Genomic DNA, 20,339 nt, shown 5'->3' on the forward strand with positions numbered 1-20,339 from the left:
GCGCCGTTGCCCTTGGCCCGGGGGCAGCGATAGGGTTTGATCCCGGAGACCACGTCAGGAGGGCCGATTCCCGTGAAAGATTACCAGACCATCACGCTCGAAATGATCGAGGGCGTCTCCGTCCTTTGCCTCAACCGGGCCGACAAGATGAACGCGCTCAACACCCAGATGCGCGCCGAAATCACCGATGCGATGACCCATGCCGGGCGCGAGGCGCGCGTGATCGTGCTCACCGGCAAGGGCAAGGCCTTCTGCTCGGGCCAGGATTTGAGCGATGGTGGCAACGCGACGACCCTAGATCTGGAGCGGGTCCTGCGCGAGGAATACGTGCCGATGCTGCGCGCCATCACCAATTGCCCGGTGCCGACGATCAGCGCCGTCAACGGGCCGGCTGCGGGGGCAGGGGCCAATCTGGCGCTCTCGGCGGATGTGGTGATCGCCACCGAGGCGTCCTATTTCCTGCAGGCCTTCACCCGGATCGGGCTGATACCTGACGCGGGCGGCACATGGGCGCTGCCGCGTCAGATGGGTATGGCCAAGGCGATGGGGGCCGCCCTCTTTGCCGAGCCGATCAGCGCCCGGCAGGCCAGCGATTGGGGGATGATCTGGGAATGCGTCAGCGATGAGGGCTTTGAGGCACACTGGCAGGCGCGCGCCGCCCATCTGGCCAAGGGCCCGACGCAGACCTACAAGGCCGTCAAGCAGGCGATCCGGGGCACCTGGGACAACACGCTGGAACAACAGCTGGACCTCGAGGCGAAACTGCAAGGCACCTGCGGGCAGAGCCGCGACTTTCAGGAGGGTGTGATGGCGTTTCTCGAAAAGCGCCCGGCAAATTTTGAAGGACGTTGAGAGCAAGTCGGACCGGTCCCTGCCTCGCGCCGTAATAAAAAGGCCCGCGCTTTGCGGGCCTTTTGAGAAATATTTTGCGTTGTGGCGAAGTCGTCAGCGCTTTTCGATATCGACGTAATCGCGCAGTGTCTCGCCCTGATAAAGCTGCCTGGGACGTCCAATCTTCATCTGCGGATCGCTGATCATCTCTTTCCACTGCGAGATCCAGCCGATGGTCCGCGACACCGCGAAAATCGGCGTGAACATCGACGTCGGAAAGCCCATCGCTTCAAGGATGATTCCCGAGTAGAAATCCACGTTCGGAAACAGCTTTTTATCCGAGAAATACGGATCGGCCAGCGCCTGCTTTTCCAGCTCCTTGGCGACTTGCAGGGTCGGGTTGTTCTCGACGCCGAGAAGCTCAAGCACCTCATCGGCAGATTGCTTCATCACCTTTGCACGCGGATCGAAGTTCTTGTAGACCCGGTGGCCGAAACCCATCAGGCGGAACGGATCGTTCTTGTCCTTGGCCCGGGCGATGAATTCGGGAATGCGGTCGGGCGTGCCGATCTCGCGCAGCATTTCCAGACAAGCCTGATTGGCGCCGCCATGCGCCGGCCCCCAGAGGCAGGCGATGCCGGCTGCGATGCAGGCGAACGGGTTGGCGCCCGACGACGACGCCAGCCGCACTGTAGAGGTTGAAGCGTTCTGCTCGTGATCGGCATGCAGGGTAAAGATCCGGTCCATGGCGCGGCTAAGGATCGGGTTGACCTCGTAATCCTCGGCGGGCACGGCAAAGCACATGCGCAGGAAATTCGACGCGTAGTCGAGATCGTTACGCGGATAGACGAAAGGCTGCCCGACAGAATACTTGAACGCCCAGGCTGCGATGGTCGGCATCTTTGCGATCAGCCGGATCGAGGCGACCTCACGCTGCCACTCGTCGCTGATATCGGTGCTGTCATGGTAAAACGCCGACATCGCACCGACGACTCCTACCATGATCGCCATTGGATGCGCGTCACGGCGGAAGCCGCGGAAAAAATACACCATCTGCTCGTGCAGCATGGTGTGATTGGTCACGCGCGTCTCGAAATCCTCAAGTTGGCCTGGTGACGGCAACTCACCATAGAGCAGCAGATAACAGACTTCCAGAAAGTGCGACTTCTCGGCGAGTTGGTCGATCGGATACCCGCGATGCAAGAGCTCGCCCTTATCCCCGTCGATGAACGTGATGGTGCTGTCGCAGCTCGCTGTGGACGTAAAACCGGGATCATACGTGAACACGCCTGCGTTGGCATAGAGTTTGCGAATATCGACCACGTCAGGGCCTGCAGTGGGTGAAAAGATCGGCAGATCATAGCTCTTGCCGTCGATTTCCAGCGTTGCGGCTCGTTTAGCTTCTGACATCAGGGGTCCTCCCTCTCAACGCCCAACTGGCCACTTGGCCGCGGGCTGGATACACGTAGAGCCTGCCAGAGTTGTCACGCTCCGTTACAGGCGGCGTCGGTCAGTCGGGCGATGCTTTCTTCTCGCCCGAGAACCAGCATCATGTCAAACACACTTGGTGTTGCGCTGCGTCCTGCGAGCGCGGCCCGCAACGGACCGGCAAGCTTGCCGAACTTCATTCCATGCGCGTCGGCGAATTGGGTTGCGAGAGCCTCGATACCGTCTCGGGTCCAATTAGCAGTTTGCAGCTGCGGCGTCAATTCCATCAGTATACCACGGGATACAGAATCAAGCTGCGCAGCGGCCTTTTCGTCCGGTTCCAGCGGACGGTCGCACATGATAAACTCTGCCTTATCAATTAGTTCCAGATAGGTCTTCGCACGCTCCTTGAGGCAGTACATGCCGCGTTCCAAGAGCGTCAATTTTTTTTCAGAGAGTGGGGGCTGTCCCGTCACGGCCATGAATTCGCGAAGTTCATGCAGCAGTGCAGCATCGTCCATTGCCGCGATATGTTGACCGCACAGATTCTCCAGCTTCTTGAAATCCAAGCGCGCCGGCGATTTGCCAATGCCGGGAAGATCAAACCATTCCTTTGCCTGCGCATCGGTGAAGAATTCGTCATCGCCATGGCTCCAGCCGAGCCGCGCGAGATAGTTGCGCATACCTGACGACGGGTAGCCCATCTTTTGATATTCCTCGACCCCGAGCGCGCCGTGACGCTTGGATAGCTTTTTGCCGTCGGGGCCATGGATCAAGGGAATATGGGCATAGGCGGGTACGGGCCAATCCATCGCGTGATAAATCAGCATTTGCCGCGCTGCGTTGTTGAGATGGTCGTCCCCCCGGATCACATGCGTCACCCCCATGTCGTGATCGTCGACTGCCACAGCCAGCATGTAAACGGGTGTGCCATCGCCACGTAACAAAACCATATCATCGAGCTGATCGTTGCGGATGGTGATATCTCCCTGAACTTCATCACGGATTACGGTAACGCCGTCGCGCGGTGCCTTGATGCGAATCACATAGGCTGCGCCCTCGGGGTGCTGATCAGGTGTCGTGTCCCGCCAGGGACTGCAAAACAAGGTTGAGCGGCCCTCGGTGCGCGCGGTATCGCGAAACGTCTCGATTTCGTCCTGTGTGGAAAAGCACTTGTACGCACGGCCATTTGCCAAGAGTTGCAGGGCCACCTCACGATGACGCTCGGCGCGTTCGAACTGGCTAACCGCGTCGCCATCATGATCGAGCCCAAGCCACGCCAATCCATCGAGAATCGCCTGCGTGGCCTCGGGGGTCGAGCGCGCACGGTCGGTATCCTCGATGCGCAGCAGAAACTTGCCGCCATGCCCCCGCGCAAAAAGCCAGTTGAACAAGGCCGTGCGCGCCCCGCCGATATGCAAATAGCCTGTGGGGGACGGGGCAAAACGGGTCACGACCTGCTGCGACATGGGGCGTATTAACCTTTCGGTAACTATGGTGGGCCTAGCGTTGGCGCCTGTCTACCGGCCAGTCATGGGGGAAACAAGTCTTGGCCATATGGCATGTTCTGGCACGGGTCTGGCTCGCGCAACGCGGAGCGCTCTTTCCGTGGGTTCCGGTTGTGCTGGCCTGCGGTGTCGGTGCATATTTTGCCCTGCGCGCCGAGCCGAAGATGTGGGTTCTCTGCACGTCCGGTATCGGCGCTGCGGTACTGGCTGGAGTGGCTCGACGCGGTCGGGAATGGGCCGGGCCGATTCTCTGGGCGTTGGCCTTGCTTGCAGCGGGCTTCACGATTGCGGGCCTGCGTGCGCATCTGGTGGCGGGGCCGGTGCTGAGCTGGCGTTATTACGGGCCAGTCGAGGGGCGTGTCGTGGCCATTGACCGCTCGGCCTCTGATGCGCTGCGCCTGACCCTCGATCGGGTGATCCTTGCGCGCACTGATCCATCACGGGTGCCGCACAGTGTGCGGGTGTCCTTGCACGGGGATCAAACGCATTTCACCCCGAGGCCGGACGAGCGTGTGATGATGACCGCCCATCTTTCGCCACCCGGAGGGCCGGTCGAACCGGGGGGCTTTGATTTTCAGCGTCATGCCTGGTTTTTGGGAATTGGTGCTGTCGGCTACACGCGCAGCCCGGCGCTCAGGTTGAGCGAGGCAGAGGGCTGGCAGGGATTGTTCCGGGCGCGCATGGCGCTTTCGCGCCATGTTCAGAGCCGTCTGCCCGGGCAGGCCGGTGCGTTTGCCGCCGCGATCATGACCGGAGACCGCGCGGGATTGTCACAAGACACCCTCCAAGCGATGCGGGTTTCCAATCTTGCGCATCTTCTGGCGATTTCCGGCCTTCATATGGGGCTTCTCGCGGGCTTTGTGTTTGCAGCGACCCGCCTGGTCCTCGCGGCCATCCCTCGCGCAGGCTTGCGCTTGCCGATCAAGAAGCTCTCGGCGATGCTGGCCCTCCTGGCCGCGGCTGGATATCTCGGTCTGTCGGGCGGCAATGTGGCCACAGAGCGCGCCTTTGTCATGGTCGCAGTCATGCTGGTCGCGGTGATGCTTGACCGGCGCGCGCTCAGCCTGCGGGCAGTCGCCGTGGCGGCCGTGATCGTGCTTGTGCTTAGGCCCGAGGCGCTTTTGGGTCCGGGGTTTCAGATGTCATTTGCGGCGACCGTTGCGCTTGTCGCGGTATTCGGTGCCTTGCGCGATGGTGGTGTGACTCTTGGGCCAAGGTGGCTGCGGCCGGTGCTGGCGGTGGTGATATCTTCAGCGGTGGCTGGGGCGGCCACGGCGCCGGTGGCCGCTGCGCATTTCAACCAGTTCGCCCAATATGGCCTTATCGCGAATCTTTTGAGCGTGCCCCTGATGGGCGCCCTTGTCATGCCCACCGCTGTCCTGGCGGCGCTTTTGTTGCCGCTTGGTCTGGATTGGGTCGCGCTTGGTGTGATGGGGTGGGGGTTGCGCTGGATCCTGGCGGTTTCGGAATACGTCGCCGCTCTGGACGGCGCGAGGATCACGGTGATTTCACCCGGCCACGCGGTCTTGCCTCTTTTTGCCGTCGGAGGCTTGAGCCTGGTGCTTTGGCGGGGAGGACTTAGATATCTTGGGGTGCTGCCGATGCTTGCAGGCCTCTGGTTCTGGATCGGAGCAGAGCGCCCTCGCATGCTGATCTCGGAAACCGGCGCACTGGTCGGGATCATGACAGAGACGGGGCGCGCCTTGAACAAAGCGTCCGGTCAGGGCTTCGTCGCTCAGAATTGGCTGGAGAATGACGGCGATGGTGCCGAGCAGGCCGAGGCGCATGACCGGTGGTCTGATGCCTTGATGGAGGAGCTCTCGGTTCGTCTGGTGCGGGGACGCGCCGCCGCGCGCCTGCCGCTGGCCTGTGACGGTGCGGTCTTGATCGTTGTTACCACGGCGCTGGAAACCACACCGAATGATCCAGACTGTTCTGTCATCACACCGCAAACCTTGAGAGACACAGGGTCACTTGCGCTCTATGCTGGCGATGATGCCGTTGCAATCGTCACCGCACGTGAGATTTCCGGAACCCGCCTCTGGAACGCTCAGTAGGTGCGGATCAGCCCCACAAGGCGGCCCTGGACCTGCACCTGATTGTCCTGAAATACGCGCGTCTCATAGGCTGGATTGGCTGCTTCGAGCGCAATCGCATTGCTCCGCCGGAAGAAACGTTTGAGCGTCGCTTCCTGATCCTCGATAAGAGCAACGACGATATCGCCATTATCCGCCACTGACGTTTCGCGGATGATCACCACGTCACCGTCGTTGATACCGGCCTCTATCATCGAATCGCCTTTGACCTCCAATGCGTAATGGTTGCCTGCGCCGCTCACCATTGCGCCGGGTACGGCCACGTTTTGCCGCGCATGTGCGATCGCCTCGATAGGGACACCCGCAGCGATCCGTCCCATCAGTGGCAGATCAATGGCATGCGCCACCTCTACGGGCTGCGCATTGGCTGGTTGTGGAGCTGTCGGCCGATCGCCATCAATCACACGTGGCTGAAAACCATGCAGCACCTCGCCCCCAAGGCTTTCGGGCAGGCGGAGTATTTCCAGCGCGCGCGCCCGATGCGCGAGTCGGCGTATAAAGCCCCGCTCCTCGAGCGCGGTGATCAACCGGTGAATGCCGGATTTCGACCTTAAATCAAGCGCTTCTTTCATTTCGTCAAAGCTGGGCGGTACGCCGTCACGCTGGACGCGCTTGTGGATGAACTCCAGAAGATCGAGTTGTTTCTTAGTCAGCATCTGTCGCGCCCTCTTCATCTACACATGACTTTGTTCTACAGATGTTCCCGTTTTGTGTCAATCATATCGCGCGTATCGGTTTCGTCGCGATCGTCTCCTGGCGATTGTCGCGCGTGGTGTGGTGGAGTGAGGGCTGTTGTGCTGCCGTCAGTTTGTGTAATCTTGCGACAGAACAGACCGGGAAACGGTGTATGAGCAGACTTTCTTGCATATGGCCATTATTGGTCGTCCTTTTTGGTCCCGTCAGCCCGGCGTTGGCGCAGGACAACAGCTTTAGCGCGTTGGCGCGGCTCGACGCAGAGGCAAGTACGATCAGCGACACGCGAAACGGCGTTGAGCTGCGGCTCCACCTGTCTCAAGGTGTGCCGTACCGCGTGTTCACGCTCGCGGGACCGGCGCGGCTGGTGCTGGATTTCCGGGAGGTCGAATGGCAAGGCGCGACTGCTGGCGACTTGATCAGCGGAGCGCGTGTCAAGGGTCTTAGGCTGGGGCAGATCCGACCCGGCTGGTCGCGCATGGTGGCTGATCTGGACGCGCCTTATCCATTGCAAAGCGCGGGGCTTGAGGTTGATCCGGACACGGGCACGGCGCAACTGATCGTTCACCTTGGAGAGGCGGATGCCGCTGACTTTGCAGCGACGACCGGCACGCCGCATGTCCCCGGGTGGGACCTGCCCGCCCCACAGGAAAACCCCGATGTCGTAACACCGCGCGCGCGGGGCGAGGGCCCGCTTGTCGTGATGCTCGATCCCGGTCATGGCGGTATCGACCCCGGCGCACAGGTTGGCGATGTCACTGAAAAGGCCCTGATCCTGCAATTCGCTTTTGAACTGCGCGAAGATCTGCTGCGCGCGGGCGGCTTCGAGGTGGTGATGACCCGCGAGCGCGATGAATTCGTGAGCCTCGAGCGCCGCGTCGCCCTGGCCCACAGAGCAGGGGCGGATGTGTTCCTGTCCCTGCATGCCGATGCGTTGTCGAGCGCACGGGCGCGCGGAATTTCTGCCTACACGTTGTCACAGAGCGCGTCGGACGAGGCCAGTGCGGCGCTCGCCGAACGTCACAACCGGGCTGATATCCTGGCCGGTGTGGATCTGAGCGGTAAGGACGATGTCGTGGCCGATGTGCTTATGGATCTGGCCCGCCTCGAGACCCGGCCGCGCGCCGAGCGGCTGGCGAAGGCGGTGCTCGACGGCTTTGCCTCCAAGGGATTGCCGCTCTTGTCCCGGCCTCTGCGCCATGCCGGCTTTTCGGTCCTCAAGGCGCCGGATATTCCTTCGGTCCTGGTCGAACTCGGGTTTTTATCCAGCCCCCCTGATCTGGAGCGTCTGCGCGATCCAGAGGGCCGCGCGCGGATGGCGGAGGCGCTGCGCGAAGCGTTGAACGCGTGGCGCGAGGACGATACCGCCCGCGCGGGTCTGGTAAGACAATGAGCCGGGCGCGGCGGATCCCTGCGCGAAACGGCCATTCCCTTTTGACCGCTGACACGGGGATGCCTATATGAGACGCAGCCATTATGCGGGGGCCAATGTGCTTCGACCGATTCTAAGCCTTTTCGGCACTGTCTTCAGCCTGATCACCCTAGTTGTCGTGATCGTCGGGCTGAGCATCGGTGCCGTGTTGCACATTTACGGCAAGGATCTTCCAAGCCACGAATCCCTTGCGAATTATACGCCACCGACCATCAGCCGCATCTATTCCGCGCAAGGGCGCATCATTGATGAGTTCGCGCGCGAACGCCGGCTTTTTACCCCGGCAGAGGATATCCCTGATCTGGTGAAGCAGGCATTTATCAGTGCCGAAGACAAGAATTTCTACACGCATGGGGGCTATGACGCCGTCGGCATCGCCTCGGCCATTGTCGACGCGGTCAAATCGCGCGGGCAGAACGTGCGCGGGGCGTCTACCATTACCCAGCAGGTCATGAAGAATTTTCTGTTGTCCGGGGATCGCAGGCTTGAGCGCAAGATCAAGGAGATCATTCTCGCCACCCGGATCGAGGAGACGCTGAGCAAGGAAAAGATTCTGGAACTGTATCTCAACGAGATCTTTCTGGGCCAGAACAGCTATGGTGTGACCGCAGCCGCGCAGACCTACTTCAACAAGACATTGCGCGAACTGGCACCGCATGAGGCTGCAACCATCGCCGCCATGCCCAAGGCCCCGAGCGACTATCATCCTGTTCGCGAAAAAGAGCGACTGGTGGATCGGCGCAATTTCGTGCTGCGGGAAATGTGGGAGAACGGGTATCTGTCAGAGGCGACCTACCGCGAAGAGCGCGCGGCCCCGTTGCGCTCGGTTCAAAACGGAGATTTCGAGCCGTTCAGCGCCGACCTTCCGCCGCGCGATTATTTTACCGACGAGATTCGCCGCCAATTGAGCGAGGATTTCGGCGAGGGAGAGTTCTTTTCCGGCGGCCTTTCGGTGCGTGCTACGGTGGATCCTGAAATGCAGGTCAACGCGGCCAATGCGTTGCGCCGCCAACTTGAACAGTACGACCGGGGCATCGGTCGTTGGCGCGGCACCGGGCTCAGCCTGCCGGATGATGCTCTTGGCCGCGAGGAGGATTGGCGCGCGGCGCTTGAAGAATTACGCGTGCCGCGCGATATCGAACTCGACGGCCAGTGGTATCCGGCCGTGGTTTTGGAGACCGGCGATCAGGCGTTGCGCATCGGCGTCGAGGGTGTAGAGGGCGTGCAAGAGGTCCCGCGTAACGACATCGCCTGGCTGCCGGGTGACTTTCACGAGACATTCGATGCGGGCGAGGTGGTACATGTCCGCCGCATGACCGAGGACGACAGCGGCGACTTCATTCGCTGGACGCTGCGTCAGGTGCCCGAGGTTGAGGGCGGGTTCATGGCGATGGATGTCAATACCGGCCGCGTTCTCGCGATGCAGGGCGGGTTCTCGTATCAACACTCGGTGTTCAACAGGGCCACGCAGGCGCTGCGCCAGCCCGGATCGAGCTTCAAGCCGTTCGTCTACGCGGCGGCGCTTGACAGTGGCTACAGCCCCGCGACGATCGTGATCGACGCCCCGATCGAGATCGACACGCCCCAAGGGTTGTGGCGTCCGCGCAATTCGTCGAACAAATTTTACGGTCCCACACCTTTGCGCACCGGCATCGAGCAGTCGCGGAACCTGATGACAATCCGCCTCGCGCAGGAGGTCGGCATGGACGTGGTTGCGGATTATGCCGAGCGCTTCGGCGTCTATGACAACATGGGCAAGTTCCTCGCCAATTCGCTTGGCTCTGAGGAGACGACGCTGTTCAACATGGTGGCGGCCTATGCGATGTTCGCCAATGGCGGAGAGCGTGTGCGCCCCAGTCTGGTGGACCGGGTGCAGGATCGGTACGGCAAGACGATCTACAAACAGGATCAGCGTCAATGTGTGGATTGCAGCGATCCCGGTATTCCAGCCACGCGCGGACCGCGCATCGTGTCTGATCGCGAGCGGGTGATGGACGCCGTCACCGCGTACCAGCTCACCTCGATGATGAAGGGCGTGGTGGACAGGGGCACCGCGTCCGGCGCGATCAATCTGCCGGTTCCCGTGGCCGGCAAGACCGGTACGACCAATGACGCGCGTGACGTTTGGTTCGTTGGCTTCACCAGCAATATCGCTGCCGGCTGCTACATCGGCCACGATCAGCCGCGCGGCCTTGGTCGGGGGGCCTATGGCGCATCGCTCTGCGGTCCTGTCTTTCAGGAATTCATGTCCGACGCCGTCAAGAAGTACGGCGGCGGGCCATTCGATGTGCCCCCCGGTGGCCATTTCATCAAGATCGACCGATTCAGCGGGGCGCGTCTGGCCGACAATGCGTCCGGGGCGCACGTGGTTGCGGAGTATTTCCGTGACGGTGAAGAGCCGGTGTTCGGGGTGATGTTCGACGGCGGTTTTGCAATGGGCAACGATCTCGACCTCTATAGTGCCGGCGAGCGCGAGCAGGTGCGCGACGTCACCACCTCGACCGGTGAAAAAGCACAGGTCGGCGGCAATGCGAGCTTTGGTGCAATGAGCTCGGGCGGCTTGTACTAGGGTGATAAGCGGGCCAGCCCGGGTGTTTGGGCCGGATTTCACCTTACGCAAGATTTCATTGACGCAGCCTGTGCAACACGCGGCCGACGACCACCACGCATCGGCGGCCGCGCCGACGGCGCAGCGCCCTTGCCCGGCTCCGCCTGCTGCGCTATCACCCGCATCTGAGCAGACAAGGACACCGAAATGCGCGCAGAAACCCAAAACCTCGTGGCCGAGATCGAAAAGTCGCTAGAGCTTTTGCGGCAACGGCTGGGGTGGGAAACAGCCCGCCATCGGCTTGAGGAATTCAATGCACGTGTTGAAGACCCGACGCTTTGGGATGATCCCGCGCAAGCGCAAAAGCTGATGCGCGAGCGACAGGCACTGGTCGATGCCCTCGACACGCATGACCGGATCAAGCAGGAACTGGAGGACGGTATCGGCCTGATCGAACTGGGCGAGATGGAGGACGACACCGAGGTTGTGACCGAGGCCGAGGACGCGCTCAGATCGTTGGCCAAGGTGGCTGCGGCCAAGGAGCTTGAGGCACTTCTGGACGGCGAGGCGGATGGCAACGATACATTCCTTGAGATTAACGCCGGGGCAGGCGGCACCGAGAGCTGTGACTGGGCGTCGATGCTGGCGCGGATGTATGTCCGCTGGGCCGAAAAGCGCGGCTACACCGTTGAATTGCAATCAGAGTCGGCGGGGGACGAGGCCGGGATCAAATCGGCGGCGTACAAGATCAGCGGGCACAATGCCTATGGCTGGCTTAAATCGGAGTCGGGCGTGCATCGACTGGTGCGGATTTCGCCGTTTGATTCGGCGGCCAAGCGACACACCTCGTTCTCGTCTGTGTGGGTCTATCCGGTGGTCGACGACAATATCGAGATCGAGGTGAACCCGGCCGATATCCGGATCGACACCTATCGCTCTTCGGGCGCGGGCGGGCAGCACGTCAACACCACCGACTCGGCGGTGCGGATCACCCATATCCCGACCGGCATCGTGGTAACGAGCAGCCAGAAATCGCAGCACCAGAACCGCGATATCGCCATGAAGGCGCTCAAATCGCGGCTCTACCAGCAAGAGCTGGACCGGCGCAACGCCGCGATCAACGAGGCGCATGACAACAAGGGTGACGCCGGCTGGGGCAATCAGATCCGCTCTTACGTTCTGCAACCTTACCAGATGGTCAAGGACTTGCGCACCGGGGTCGAGACATCCGACACCAAGGGCGTGCTTGATGGCGATCTCGACCCGTTCATGGCCGCGACGCTGGCGCAGAACGTGAGCGGCAAGAGCCGCGCCGAGGCGCAGAGTGCCGATTGACCAGTTTTGGTCTGGCCCATAGGCTGCCGCGTGGAAAAATCTGCATGATTTGGTGCCGCGCGCCGCATTGGTGCTTCCAACTGCCGCTTTGAACGACTAGATAAACCAATGATATTCCCGGGGGCAATCCATGGACCCCCGAGATAGGGAGAGACAGACATGCTGAACAATATCGGCCTTCCCGGCCTTCTTCTCATCGCCGTGGTGGTGCTGGTGCTTTTCGGTCGCGGCAAGATTTCCTCGCTGATGGGCGAAGTGGGCAAGGGCATCACATCCTTCAAGAAGGGCGTGTCCGAAGGCAACAAGGAGCTTGAGGACGAAGACAAGAAAGACGAAGACGTCGAGACCGCTCGCGACGTCACGCCTTCCGACGAAAAAGACAAGGTCTGATCCGTAAATGCTGGACCTGGGCTGGACGGAGCTGTTGCTCATTGGCATCGTGGCGCTCATTGTCGTGGGGCCCAAGGACCTGCCCGGAATGTTTCAGGCTGTCGGAAAGTTCGTCGGCAAAGCCAAGGGCATGGCTCGCGAATTCAGCCGCGCGATGAATGACGCGGCCGATCATTCTGGCGTGAACGAGATCCAGAAGACCTTCAAGGCCGCGTCGAACCCGATGAAGTCGGCGATGGACGAGGTCAAGAAAACCACCGAGAACGCGACGCGTGACCTGACCACCGCGGATGTGCCGCCGCTCAGTGAAGAGCGGCAGGCGCAGGCCGACAAGATCCGCGAAAAGGCCGGTGAAATGGCCACCGCGCGGAAGACCGCCGAGGCCGAGGCCGAGGCAAAGGCCGCTGCCGAGGCACAGGCCACCGAGACGAAGACCCCCGAGACGAAGACCAAAGACGCGCCCCAGAGCAAAGCCTCCAAAGCCAAGACAAAAAGCGGCAAAACAACCAAGGCCAAGGCAAAAAGCACCAAGGCCGCCGCGGCCAAGGTCGAGGACAAGGCATGAGCACCCCCGACGAGATTGAAGACAGCAGCGCGCCGCTGATCGAGCATCTGGCGGAATTGCGCAATCGTCTCATTCACTCGGTTGTGGCCTTTATCATCGGCATGGTGATCTGTTTCACCGTGGCGACCCCGATTTTCAACTTTCTCACCGCGCCGCTCTGTCAGGTTCTGGCCGAGCGCGGACAGGATTGCGACCTGATCTTCATCAGCCCACAAGAGGGTTTCTTTGTCGCGATCAAGGTCTCGCTTCTTGGCGGTTTCATCCTCGCCTTTCCCTACATCGCAAACCAGATGTGGCGGTTCGTGGCGCCGGGTCTCTACAAGTCCGAGAAGGGGGCGTTCCTGCCATTTCTCGTGGCCTCGCCCTTCATGTTCTTTCTTGGCGCATCCTTTGCGTTTTATGTCGTCACGCCGCTGGCCTATGATTTCTTCCTTGGCTTCCAGCAGTTTGGCGGGCAGGGCGAGGCGGTCGAGGGTGGCCAGAACGCGGCGCCGCTCTCGGTAGTGTTCCAAGGCTCGGCGCAGGAATATCTCAATCTCACCATCAAGTTTATTGTGGCCTTTGGCCTGTGTTTCCAACTGCCGGTTTTGCTGACCCTGATGGGCAAGGCAGGGCTGGTGAGCGCGCCGGGCCTGCGCTCGGTACGCAAATATGCGGTGGTTGGTATTCTCTTGTTGGCCGCCCTCGTGACGCCGCCCGATGTCATCACCCAGATCATTCTCTTCGTTGTGGTCTATGGCCTTTACGAAGTGTCCATTCAACTCGTGCAGCGGGTCGAGAGAAAGCGCGAAGCAGAGTTGCGTGCGCAGGGTCTGTGGTTTGATGAGACCGACGACGAGGCGGAGTTCGATGACGATTTCGAGGAAGACGATCCGCTCGCCGGGACTGACGAGGACAAAGGCAAGACCTGAATGACGACCGACCCGATGGAGCGGATTGCGGCCGCGCTCGAACGGATGAGCCCCGCACCGCTGACAGCCCCCGATTTTGATACAGCCGACGCATTTGTCTGGCATGTTTCCCCTGACCGGCTGGAGCCTGTCGCCAAGGTTAACCGTGTGGAGATGTCGCTCTTGGTGGGCATCAATCGCGCACGCGATACGCTCTTGACCAATACCCAGCAATTTGCGCGCGGGTTGCCGGCCAATAACGCGCTTCTCTGGGGCGCGCGGGGGATGGGAAAGTCGAGCCTGGTCAAGGCTGTGCATGCCGCCGTGCGGGCCGAGGGGCTGCCGCTCAAGATCGTGGAATTGCAGCGCGAGGATCTGCCCTCGGTGGGGCGTCTCTTGAACCTGCTGCGCGGGGCGGATGCGCGGTTCCTGCTGTTTTGCGATGATCTGAGCTTTGGCCACGATGACCAGCATTACAAATCGTTGAAGGCGGTTCTGGATGGAGGGATCGAAGGACGGCCCGAGAATGTGGTGTTCTACGCCACCTCGAACCGCCGCCACCTGATGCCGCGCGACATGATCGAGAACGAACGCTCTTCGGCGATCAGTCCCTCCGAGGCTGTCGAGGAAAAGGTGTCTCTGTCGGACCGCTTCGGGCTCTGGCTGGGCTTTCATCCCTGCGATCAGGATGAATACCTGTCGATGATCCGGGGCTATTGCGACACCTACGGGGTAGAGATCGACGACGCCACCCTGCGCGCCGAGGCGATCGAATGGCAGGCCACGCGCGGGTCGCGCTCGGGCCGGGTGGCGTGGCAGTATTTCACCGATCTGGCCGGGCGGCGCGGCGTATCGGTCTGAAGGCTTGCGCGTCATGCGGGGGCAGGGCAAGCTTTGCCTGTCGTAGCAGGGGCGCAATATGGCCAGTATCAACCGGATCGTTATGCAGAAAAGCTCTCGGCGTTGGCTCACCGCGCTGGATCTCGAAACGATGGATGCCGCCGAGGTTTCGGGAAAATACGGACGTCGCTTTACCTTTCGCAGCTACGAGCGGTTTCGCTATCCCAAACATGATATCTGCAACGGGCCTTACCGCGATACTGTCGGCAATGTACTGAGTTTCGACCTGGTCTTGGCCAATCAGGTGTGGGAGCACCTCGATCGGCCCTACGCCGCGACGCGCAACGTGCTCGAAATGCTTCGACCCAACGGATACTTTTGGCTCGCGGTGCCGTTCTACATTCCCTACCATGGCGATCCTGTGGACTGCTCACGCTGGACGGCGCGCGGCCTCAAGAACTTGCTTGTCGAGGCAGGCTTTGACGAGGCGCGCATCCTGTCACGTCAATGGGGCAACCGGCAGGCCGCGCGGCGGAATCTAGAAGATGAATGGCCCCCGGTTTACAATCCTGCGCAAGACGATTTGACAGACGATCCGAATTTCCCGATCTGCTCATGGGCTTTGGCGCAGAAATAGGCGGATGCAGGCCACGTTCCCGTAATGTTCGCAAAATTGACTTGGACCCGGGCCGCGTCTCTTCTATGTGTGGCAAGTGCAAAACCCGGGGGTCAGAATGGCCGATCTGAAGTATATCGAGGTGCGCGGCGCGCGCGAGCATAACCTCAAGAATATCGACGTGGACATCCCGCGCGACCAACTGGTTGTGATCACCGGGCTTTCCGGCTCGGGCAAGTCGTCGCTGGCGTTCGACACGATCTATGCCGAGGGGCAGCGGCGCTATGTCGAATCGCTCAGCGCCTATGCGCGGCAGTTCCTCGACATGATGGAAAAGCCGGATGTGGATCACATCAGCGGGCTGTCGCCGGCGATTTCCATTGAGCAGAAGACAACGTCGAAGAACCCCCGCTCGACCGTCGGCACCGTGACCGAGATCTACGATTACATGCGGCTGCTGTTTGCCCGCGTCGGCACCCCCTATTCGCCTGCCACCGGCCTGCCTATCGAGGCGCAGCAGGTGCAGGACATGGTGGATCGCGTGATGGCGATGGAAGAGGGCACGCGCGCCTATCTGTTGGCCCCCATCGTGCGCGACCGCAAGGGCGAGTATCGCAAGGAATTCCTGGAACTGCGCAAATCCGGCTTTCAGCGGGTCAAGGTGGATGGCGAATTTTATGAACTCGATGAGCCGCCCACGCTGGACAAGAAATTTCGGCACGATGTCGATGTCGTGGTCGACCGGCTGGTGGTGAAAGAGGGGCTGGAGACGCGGCTTGCCGACAGTCTGCGCACCGCGCTCGATCTGGCAGATGGCATCGCCGTGCTGGAGACCGCCCCGCGTGACGGTGAGCCGGAGCGGATGACCTTCTCCGAGAAATTTGCCTGCCCGGTCAGCGGCTTCACCATCCCCGAGATCGAGCCGCGGCTGTTTTCCTTCAACGCGCCCTTCGGGGCCTGCCCGGACTGTGACGGGCTGGGGATGGAACTGTTCTTCGATGAAAAGCTGGTGGTGCCGGACGAGGCGCTGCGCATCGGCGACGGGGCCATTGCGCCGTGGCGCAAGGGCAAGAGCCCCTATTTCACCCAGACCATCAACGCCATCGCCAAGCATTACGAGTTCAACAAGGCGACCCCGTGGAAGGGCCTGCCCGCCCATGTGAAACAGGTGTTTCTCTATGGCTCTGGCGAGGAGGAAATCCCGTTTCGCTATGATGAGGGCGGCCGCGTCTATCAGGTCAGCCGCGTGTTCGAGGGCGTCATCCCCAACATGGAGCGACGCTATCGCGAGACCGACTCGAACTGGATTCGCGAGGAATTTGAGCGCTACCAGAACAACCGCCCCTGCGGCGCCTGCGGCGGGTACCGGCTGCGCGAAGAGGCGCTTGCGGTGCGCATCGCCGGTGTGCACGTCGGTCAGGTGGTGCAAATGTCGATCCGCGAGGCCTATGACTGGTGCGAGACGGTGCCGGAGCATCTTGGCAAACAGAAGAACGAGATTGCCCGCGCCATCCTCAAGGAGATCCGCGAGCGGCTTGGCTTTCTCAACAATGTGGGCCTCGATTACCTGACGCTCAGCCGCAACGCCGGCACTCTCAGCGGTGGCGAGAGCCAGCGGATTCGGCTGGCGAGTCAGATCGGTTCGGGCCTGACGGGGGTGCTCTACGTGCTGGATGAGCCGTCCATCGGGTTGCATCAGCGCGACAACGGGCGGCTGTTGCAGACGCTGCGCAACCTGCGCGATCAGGGCAATACGGTGATCGTGGTCGAACATGACGAGGAGGCGATCCGCACCGCCGATTACGTCTTTGACATCGGCCCGGGGGCGGGGGTGCATGGCGGGCAGGTCGTCAGCCATGGCACCCCCGATCATGTCGCCGCCGACCCGGCCTCGATCACCGGGCAGTACCTGTCGGGCACGCGCGAGATTGCCGTGCCCCCCAAGCGGCGCAAGGGCAACAAGAAGAAGCTGACCGTGGTCAAGGCGACGGGCAACAACCTGCAAAACGTCACCGCCGAGTTTCCGCTTGGCAAGTTTGTCTGCGTGACGGGTGTGTCGGGCGGGGGAAAATCGACGCTCACCATCGAGACGCTGTTCAAGACCGCCTCGATGCGTCTTAACGGCGCGCGGCAGGTGCCCGCGCCCTGCGAGACGATCAAGGGGCTGGAACATCTCGACAAGGTGATCGACATCGATCAGCGGCCCATCGGGCGCACGCCGCGCTCGAACCCGGCGACCTATACCGGGGCCTTCACGCCGATCCGCGACTGGTTCGCCGGGCTGCCCGAGGCCAAGGCGCGCGGCTACAAGCCGGGGCGCTTTTCGTTCAACGTCAAGGGCGGGCGCTGCGAGGCGTGCCAGGGCGATGGGGTGATCAAGATCGAGATGCATTTCCTGCCCGACGTCTATGTCGAATGCGAGACCTGCAAGGGCGCGCGCTACAACCGCGAGACGCTGGAAATTCGGTTCAAGGGCAAGAGCATAGCGGACGTTCTTGATATGACGGTGGAAGAGGCGCAGGAGTTCTTCAAGGCGGTGCCGTCAATCCGCGAGAAGATGGATGCGCTGATGCGCGTGGGCCTTGGCTATATCAAGGTGGGCCAGCAGGCGACGACACTGTCGGGCGGCGAGGCGCAACGGGTGAAGCTGTCAAAGGAACTGGCCAAACGCTCGACCGGGCGCACGCTCTATATTCTCGACGAGCCGACCACGGGGCTGCACTTCGAGGACGTGAAGAAGCTTCTGGAGGTGCTGCATGAGCTGGTGGAGGCGGGCAATACCGTGGTGGTGATTGAGCATAATCTCGACGTCATCAAGACCGCCGATCACATCATCGACATCGGCCCCGAAGGCGGCGACGGCGGTGGTGAGATTGTCGCAGTCGGCACGCCCGAACAGGTCGCCGAGGAGTTGCGTAGCCATACCGGGCGCTACCTCAAAGACATGCTGAGCGCCCGCAAGGTGGCGGCGGAATAGGAGCCGCGCCAGCCCTGACCCGTCATCGTCCGGCCTGACCGGATGATCCCGCCGGGCGTGGAGATCCTCGGGTCAAGCCCGAGGATGACAATGGATCGGCCTTGTCTCTTTCCGTCGCAGGCAGCGGTCAGTCCAGCACAGCCGCCGCTGCCCCGATCAGGTCGAGGACCTCGCGCGTGTCGTGGTCGACACGGTAGAGGCGGTCGCCAACGCGGTAATAGGTTCCATCCGGATCGAGACCGTAGCGCCCCGGATTGCGCAGGATCGTGTGATCTCCGTGGATATAGTCGCCCCTGTGGTAGATGCCTTGCTTTTTTGCCAGGCCGGGAGGCTGGCACCCGGTGCCTTTCTTGGCCAGACCGGGCGGGCATCCTTTGGGCGCGGCTTGCGCGGGGGCGGATGTGAGCAGTGTCAGGCCTGTGAGGCCGAGAGCGATAATGCGTAACATGGTTCCTCCGTTTGCATCGCAAATCTGGGCACTCGGAGGATAATGTCCAAGGCACTGGCATGCTGTGCGCGGAAAGTTGCCATGCCGTATCGCCTCGGTCACGTCATGCGGAAGAAAGATGCGCGTCCCGGCCAGCCCCGGATAAATCCGTGAGTAATGTTGGCCCGCCAGGACGCGACTTTGGAGTTTGACCAGTGATGGCGCACTCCGTCTTCATTTTACTGCTTTTTGAGCGGGCAGGTCGAGAGCCCGAAGATCGAATAGAGCGGGCAGGACGAGATCAGGCCCGTAACCAGCGGAATGACGCCGATCAGATAGAGCCAGCTATAGGCCCCCTCGCGATTGATCACGAATCCGGCCAGCAGCGCGAGGCCAAGAACAATACGCAGCGTCCGATCCAATGTGCCGATGTTTTTCTTGAGCATAAGACTACCTTTGCATGAGAGGTTTTGGATTACCCGTTACCATACTCCAAAGGTGACACATGAGACGTGCCCGGGTCTGTGACGTGATCACACACCTAACGTATCATCTGAAATTCCGGCTTTCCTTTATTTGCTCCCAGGCCCAGACGACCTGTTGCAGTTGCTCCTCCTGGCTGCGATCGCCGCCGTTGATATCGGGATGCAGCACCTTGATCAGCGACTTGTAGGCCTTGCGCAGATCCGCCTTGGACCACGTATCCTCGGCTTCTAGGATCTCGATGGCGCGCCGCTCGGTCGGAGGTAGCTTGCGTGTGCCACCTTTCTTCTTGCCGGGGTTCTGCGTGGCATTGCCGCCCAGCACCTGGTGCGGATCCTCGATGCCCAATCGCGCCCAGGCTCGTGCCTCGGGATCGGTGAACTTCTTGGTTTCGCGCTCCCATACCTTGTCCTTGGACATCTGCGCGTTCAACTCGGCCTCAGTGGTGCCGTCAAAGAAATTCCATTTCAGATTGTATTCACGCACGTGCTGCTGACAGAACCAGAAGTAGTCGTCGAGCACATCAGGGGCCTTGGGCGCGCGATACTTGCCCGCTTCCTGACACCCCTCGTGGTCACACACGCGCGTCGATGTCTCGGACGCACCGGACATGCCGCGCCTGCCGCGCGGGTTTTTCTTCTTGGCCGAAGAAACGGACATATCGAAACCGAATGGATCTGATTTTGACATCGGACAAACCTTTGCGAGTCGGAGACGAGAGTTTATTCCAAAACGCACCGAATTGAAGGGGCGGACGGAAAAATATTATCTGACGATCGGGGCGCGGCAGTCTTTCGCAATGCCCGAGGCCATGGCTCAAGCCGTTGAATTGCTTGAGGGGGCGCGATCATATCACGGTTCTTCTGATGGGTCGCCTTCCGCAAAGCCCCGAGCTTCGCTTTTGTGCTCTGGCTCTGTCGGCTCAGCCGGCTCGGTGGCCTCGACCTCACGCTGAAACACCATAACAGAACGATAGACCGTGTGCGTAGAGGTCAACCCCTGACGTTCTTCGCTGGGCAAGATATCGGTCCGAAGGTATTGCCAGCCGTCGCCTGCCATGGTGTTCAGCAAGTCCTCCACTCCAAGCGCAAAACGGGCCTCCGGGGTTTTAACTCCGGCCGCCTTCCGTCCTCGTGTCGGGGCGGGCAAAACCTTGTATTCGTATACGGGCATGTGCGGCTCCGGTCTGATAAAGGCACCGTATTCTAGGCGACTTGTGGAGAGGTGCAAGGAAAACACGAAGCCCCGAACGCCAGTCCGGGGCTTCTTGCACAAGGATG

18 protein-coding genes are annotated in these 20,339 nt (G+C 61.1%); 11 read left to right on the forward strand and 7 right to left on the reverse strand.

Features of this window, described 5'->3' with window-relative positions:
* Window positions 1–102 precede the first annotated feature (102 nt).
* The gene (locus tag Q0X85_RS10885; protein WP_297772090.1) at window positions 103–852 is read left to right on the forward strand and encodes an enoyl-CoA hydratase-related protein; all 750 of its coding nucleotides are present in this window, start codon (window positions 103–105) and stop codon (window positions 850–852) included.
* A 93-nt stretch (window positions 853–945) separates the two neighbouring features.
* Here the strand turns inward: Q0X85_RS10885 and gltA are convergent, their stop codons facing one another.
* Both gltA and gltX read right to left on the reverse strand, forming a co-directional pair.
* Window positions 946–2,241, reverse strand: a complete 1,296-nt coding sequence (gene gltA / locus Q0X85_RS10890; RefSeq protein WP_297771985.1) for a citrate synthase — start codon at window positions 2,239–2,241, stop codon at window positions 946–948.
* Between the two features lie 74 nt (window positions 2,242–2,315).
* Window positions 2,316–3,728, reverse strand: a complete 1,413-nt coding sequence (gene gltX / locus Q0X85_RS10895) for a glutamate--tRNA ligase (RefSeq protein WP_297771987.1) — start codon at window positions 3,726–3,728, stop codon at window positions 2,316–2,318.
* Between the two features lie 80 nt (window positions 3,729–3,808).
* Between gltX and Q0X85_RS10900 the strand changes: the two genes are divergently transcribed.
* A complete protein-coding gene (locus tag Q0X85_RS10900; protein WP_297771989.1) occupies window positions 3,809–5,824 on the forward strand; it encodes a ComEC/Rec2 family competence protein in 2,016 nt (671 codons plus the stop codon).
* On the opposite strand, the gene lexA is transcribed toward Q0X85_RS10900, so the two are convergent.
* On the reverse strand, window positions 5,818–6,519 hold the full coding sequence (lexA, locus tag Q0X85_RS10905) for a transcriptional repressor LexA (protein ID WP_297771992.1): 702 nt from the start codon (window positions 6,517–6,519) through the stop codon (window positions 5,818–5,820). The two genes, Q0X85_RS10900 and lexA, sit on opposite strands and share 7 nt — an antisense overlap.
* A 191-nt stretch (window positions 6,520–6,710) precedes the next feature.
* Here lexA and Q0X85_RS10910 point away from each other — a divergent pair, with 191 nt between their 5' ends.
* From Q0X85_RS10910 to uvrA, 9 genes are all read left to right on the forward strand, one after another.
* Entirely contained in the window at window positions 6,711–7,949 is a 1,239-nt protein-coding gene (locus tag Q0X85_RS10910; protein WP_297771993.1) for an N-acetylmuramoyl-L-alanine amidase, read from the forward strand.
* Between the two features lie 97 nt (window positions 7,950–8,046).
* Complete coding sequence (locus Q0X85_RS10915; protein WP_297772091.1) at window positions 8,047–10,557, forward strand: PBP1A family penicillin-binding protein; 2,511 nt, start codon at window positions 8,047–8,049, stop codon at window positions 10,555–10,557.
* 186 nt (window positions 10,558–10,743) lie between these two features.
* Window positions 10,744–11,871, forward strand: a complete 1,128-nt coding sequence (gene prfB, locus Q0X85_RS10920; RefSeq protein WP_297771994.1) for a peptide chain release factor 2 — start codon at window positions 10,744–10,746, stop codon at window positions 11,869–11,871.
* 159 nt (window positions 11,872–12,030) lie between these two features.
* A complete protein-coding gene (locus Q0X85_RS10925; RefSeq protein WP_297771995.1) occupies window positions 12,031–12,261 on the forward strand; it encodes a twin-arginine translocase TatA/TatE family subunit in 231 nt (76 codons plus the stop codon).
* Between the two features lie 7 nt (window positions 12,262–12,268).
* A complete protein-coding gene (tatB, locus tag Q0X85_RS10930) occupies window positions 12,269–12,826 on the forward strand; it encodes a Sec-independent protein translocase protein TatB (RefSeq protein ID WP_297771996.1) in 558 nt (185 codons plus the stop codon).
* Window positions 12,823–13,737, forward strand: coding sequence for a twin-arginine translocase subunit TatC (gene tatC / locus Q0X85_RS10935; protein WP_297771997.1), 915 nt, complete (start codon window positions 12,823–12,825; stop codon window positions 13,735–13,737). Before tatB ends, tatC begins: the two co-directional genes overlap by 4 nt.
* Window positions 13,738–14,577 (forward strand): ATP-binding protein, encoded by an 840-nt coding sequence (locus tag Q0X85_RS10940; protein ID WP_297771999.1) that lies wholly within the window; start codon window positions 13,738–13,740, stop codon window positions 14,575–14,577. It abuts the gene before it with no gap.
* Between the two features lie 58 nt (window positions 14,578–14,635).
* Window positions 14,636–15,193 carry a methyltransferase domain-containing protein gene (locus Q0X85_RS10945; RefSeq protein ID WP_297772000.1) on the forward strand — a complete coding sequence of 186 codons (558 nt, stop codon included), beginning with the start codon at window positions 14,636–14,638 and terminating at the stop codon, window positions 15,191–15,193.
* A 97-nt stretch (window positions 15,194–15,290) separates the two neighbouring features.
* Entirely contained in the window at window positions 15,291–18,149 is a 2,859-nt protein-coding gene (gene uvrA, locus Q0X85_RS10950; protein ID WP_297772001.1) for an excinuclease ABC subunit UvrA, read from the forward strand.
* Between the two features lie 127 nt (window positions 18,150–18,276).
* Here uvrA and Q0X85_RS10955 read toward each other — a convergent pair whose 3' ends face one another.
* The 4 genes from Q0X85_RS10955 to Q0X85_RS10970 all read right to left on the reverse strand — a co-directional run bounded on the left by Q0X85_RS10955 (window position 18,277) and on the right by Q0X85_RS10970 (window position 20,232).
* Complete coding sequence (locus Q0X85_RS10955; RefSeq protein WP_297772003.1) at window positions 18,277–18,597, reverse strand: excinuclease ABC subunit A; 321 nt, start codon at window positions 18,595–18,597, stop codon at window positions 18,277–18,279.
* Between the two features lie 218 nt (window positions 18,598–18,815).
* A complete protein-coding gene (locus tag Q0X85_RS10960; protein ID WP_297772005.1) occupies window positions 18,816–19,022 on the reverse strand; it encodes a DUF2892 domain-containing protein in 207 nt (68 codons plus the stop codon).
* A 103-nt stretch (window positions 19,023–19,125) separates the two neighbouring features.
* Entirely contained in the window at window positions 19,126–19,749 is a 624-nt protein-coding gene (locus Q0X85_RS10965) for a J domain-containing protein (protein WP_297772007.1), read from the reverse strand.
* Window positions 19,750–19,911: 162 nt separating this feature from the next.
* The gene (locus tag Q0X85_RS10970; protein WP_297772009.1) at window positions 19,912–20,232 is read right to left on the reverse strand and encodes a hypothetical protein; all 321 of its coding nucleotides are present in this window, start codon (window positions 20,230–20,232) and stop codon (window positions 19,912–19,914) included.
* Window positions 20,233–20,339 lie beyond the last annotated feature (107 nt).

Origin of the sequence: uncultured Roseovarius sp., from assembly GCF_947259555.1 — a bacterium.
GTDB lineage: Bacteria > Pseudomonadota > Alphaproteobacteria > Rhodobacterales > Rhodobacteraceae > Roseovarius.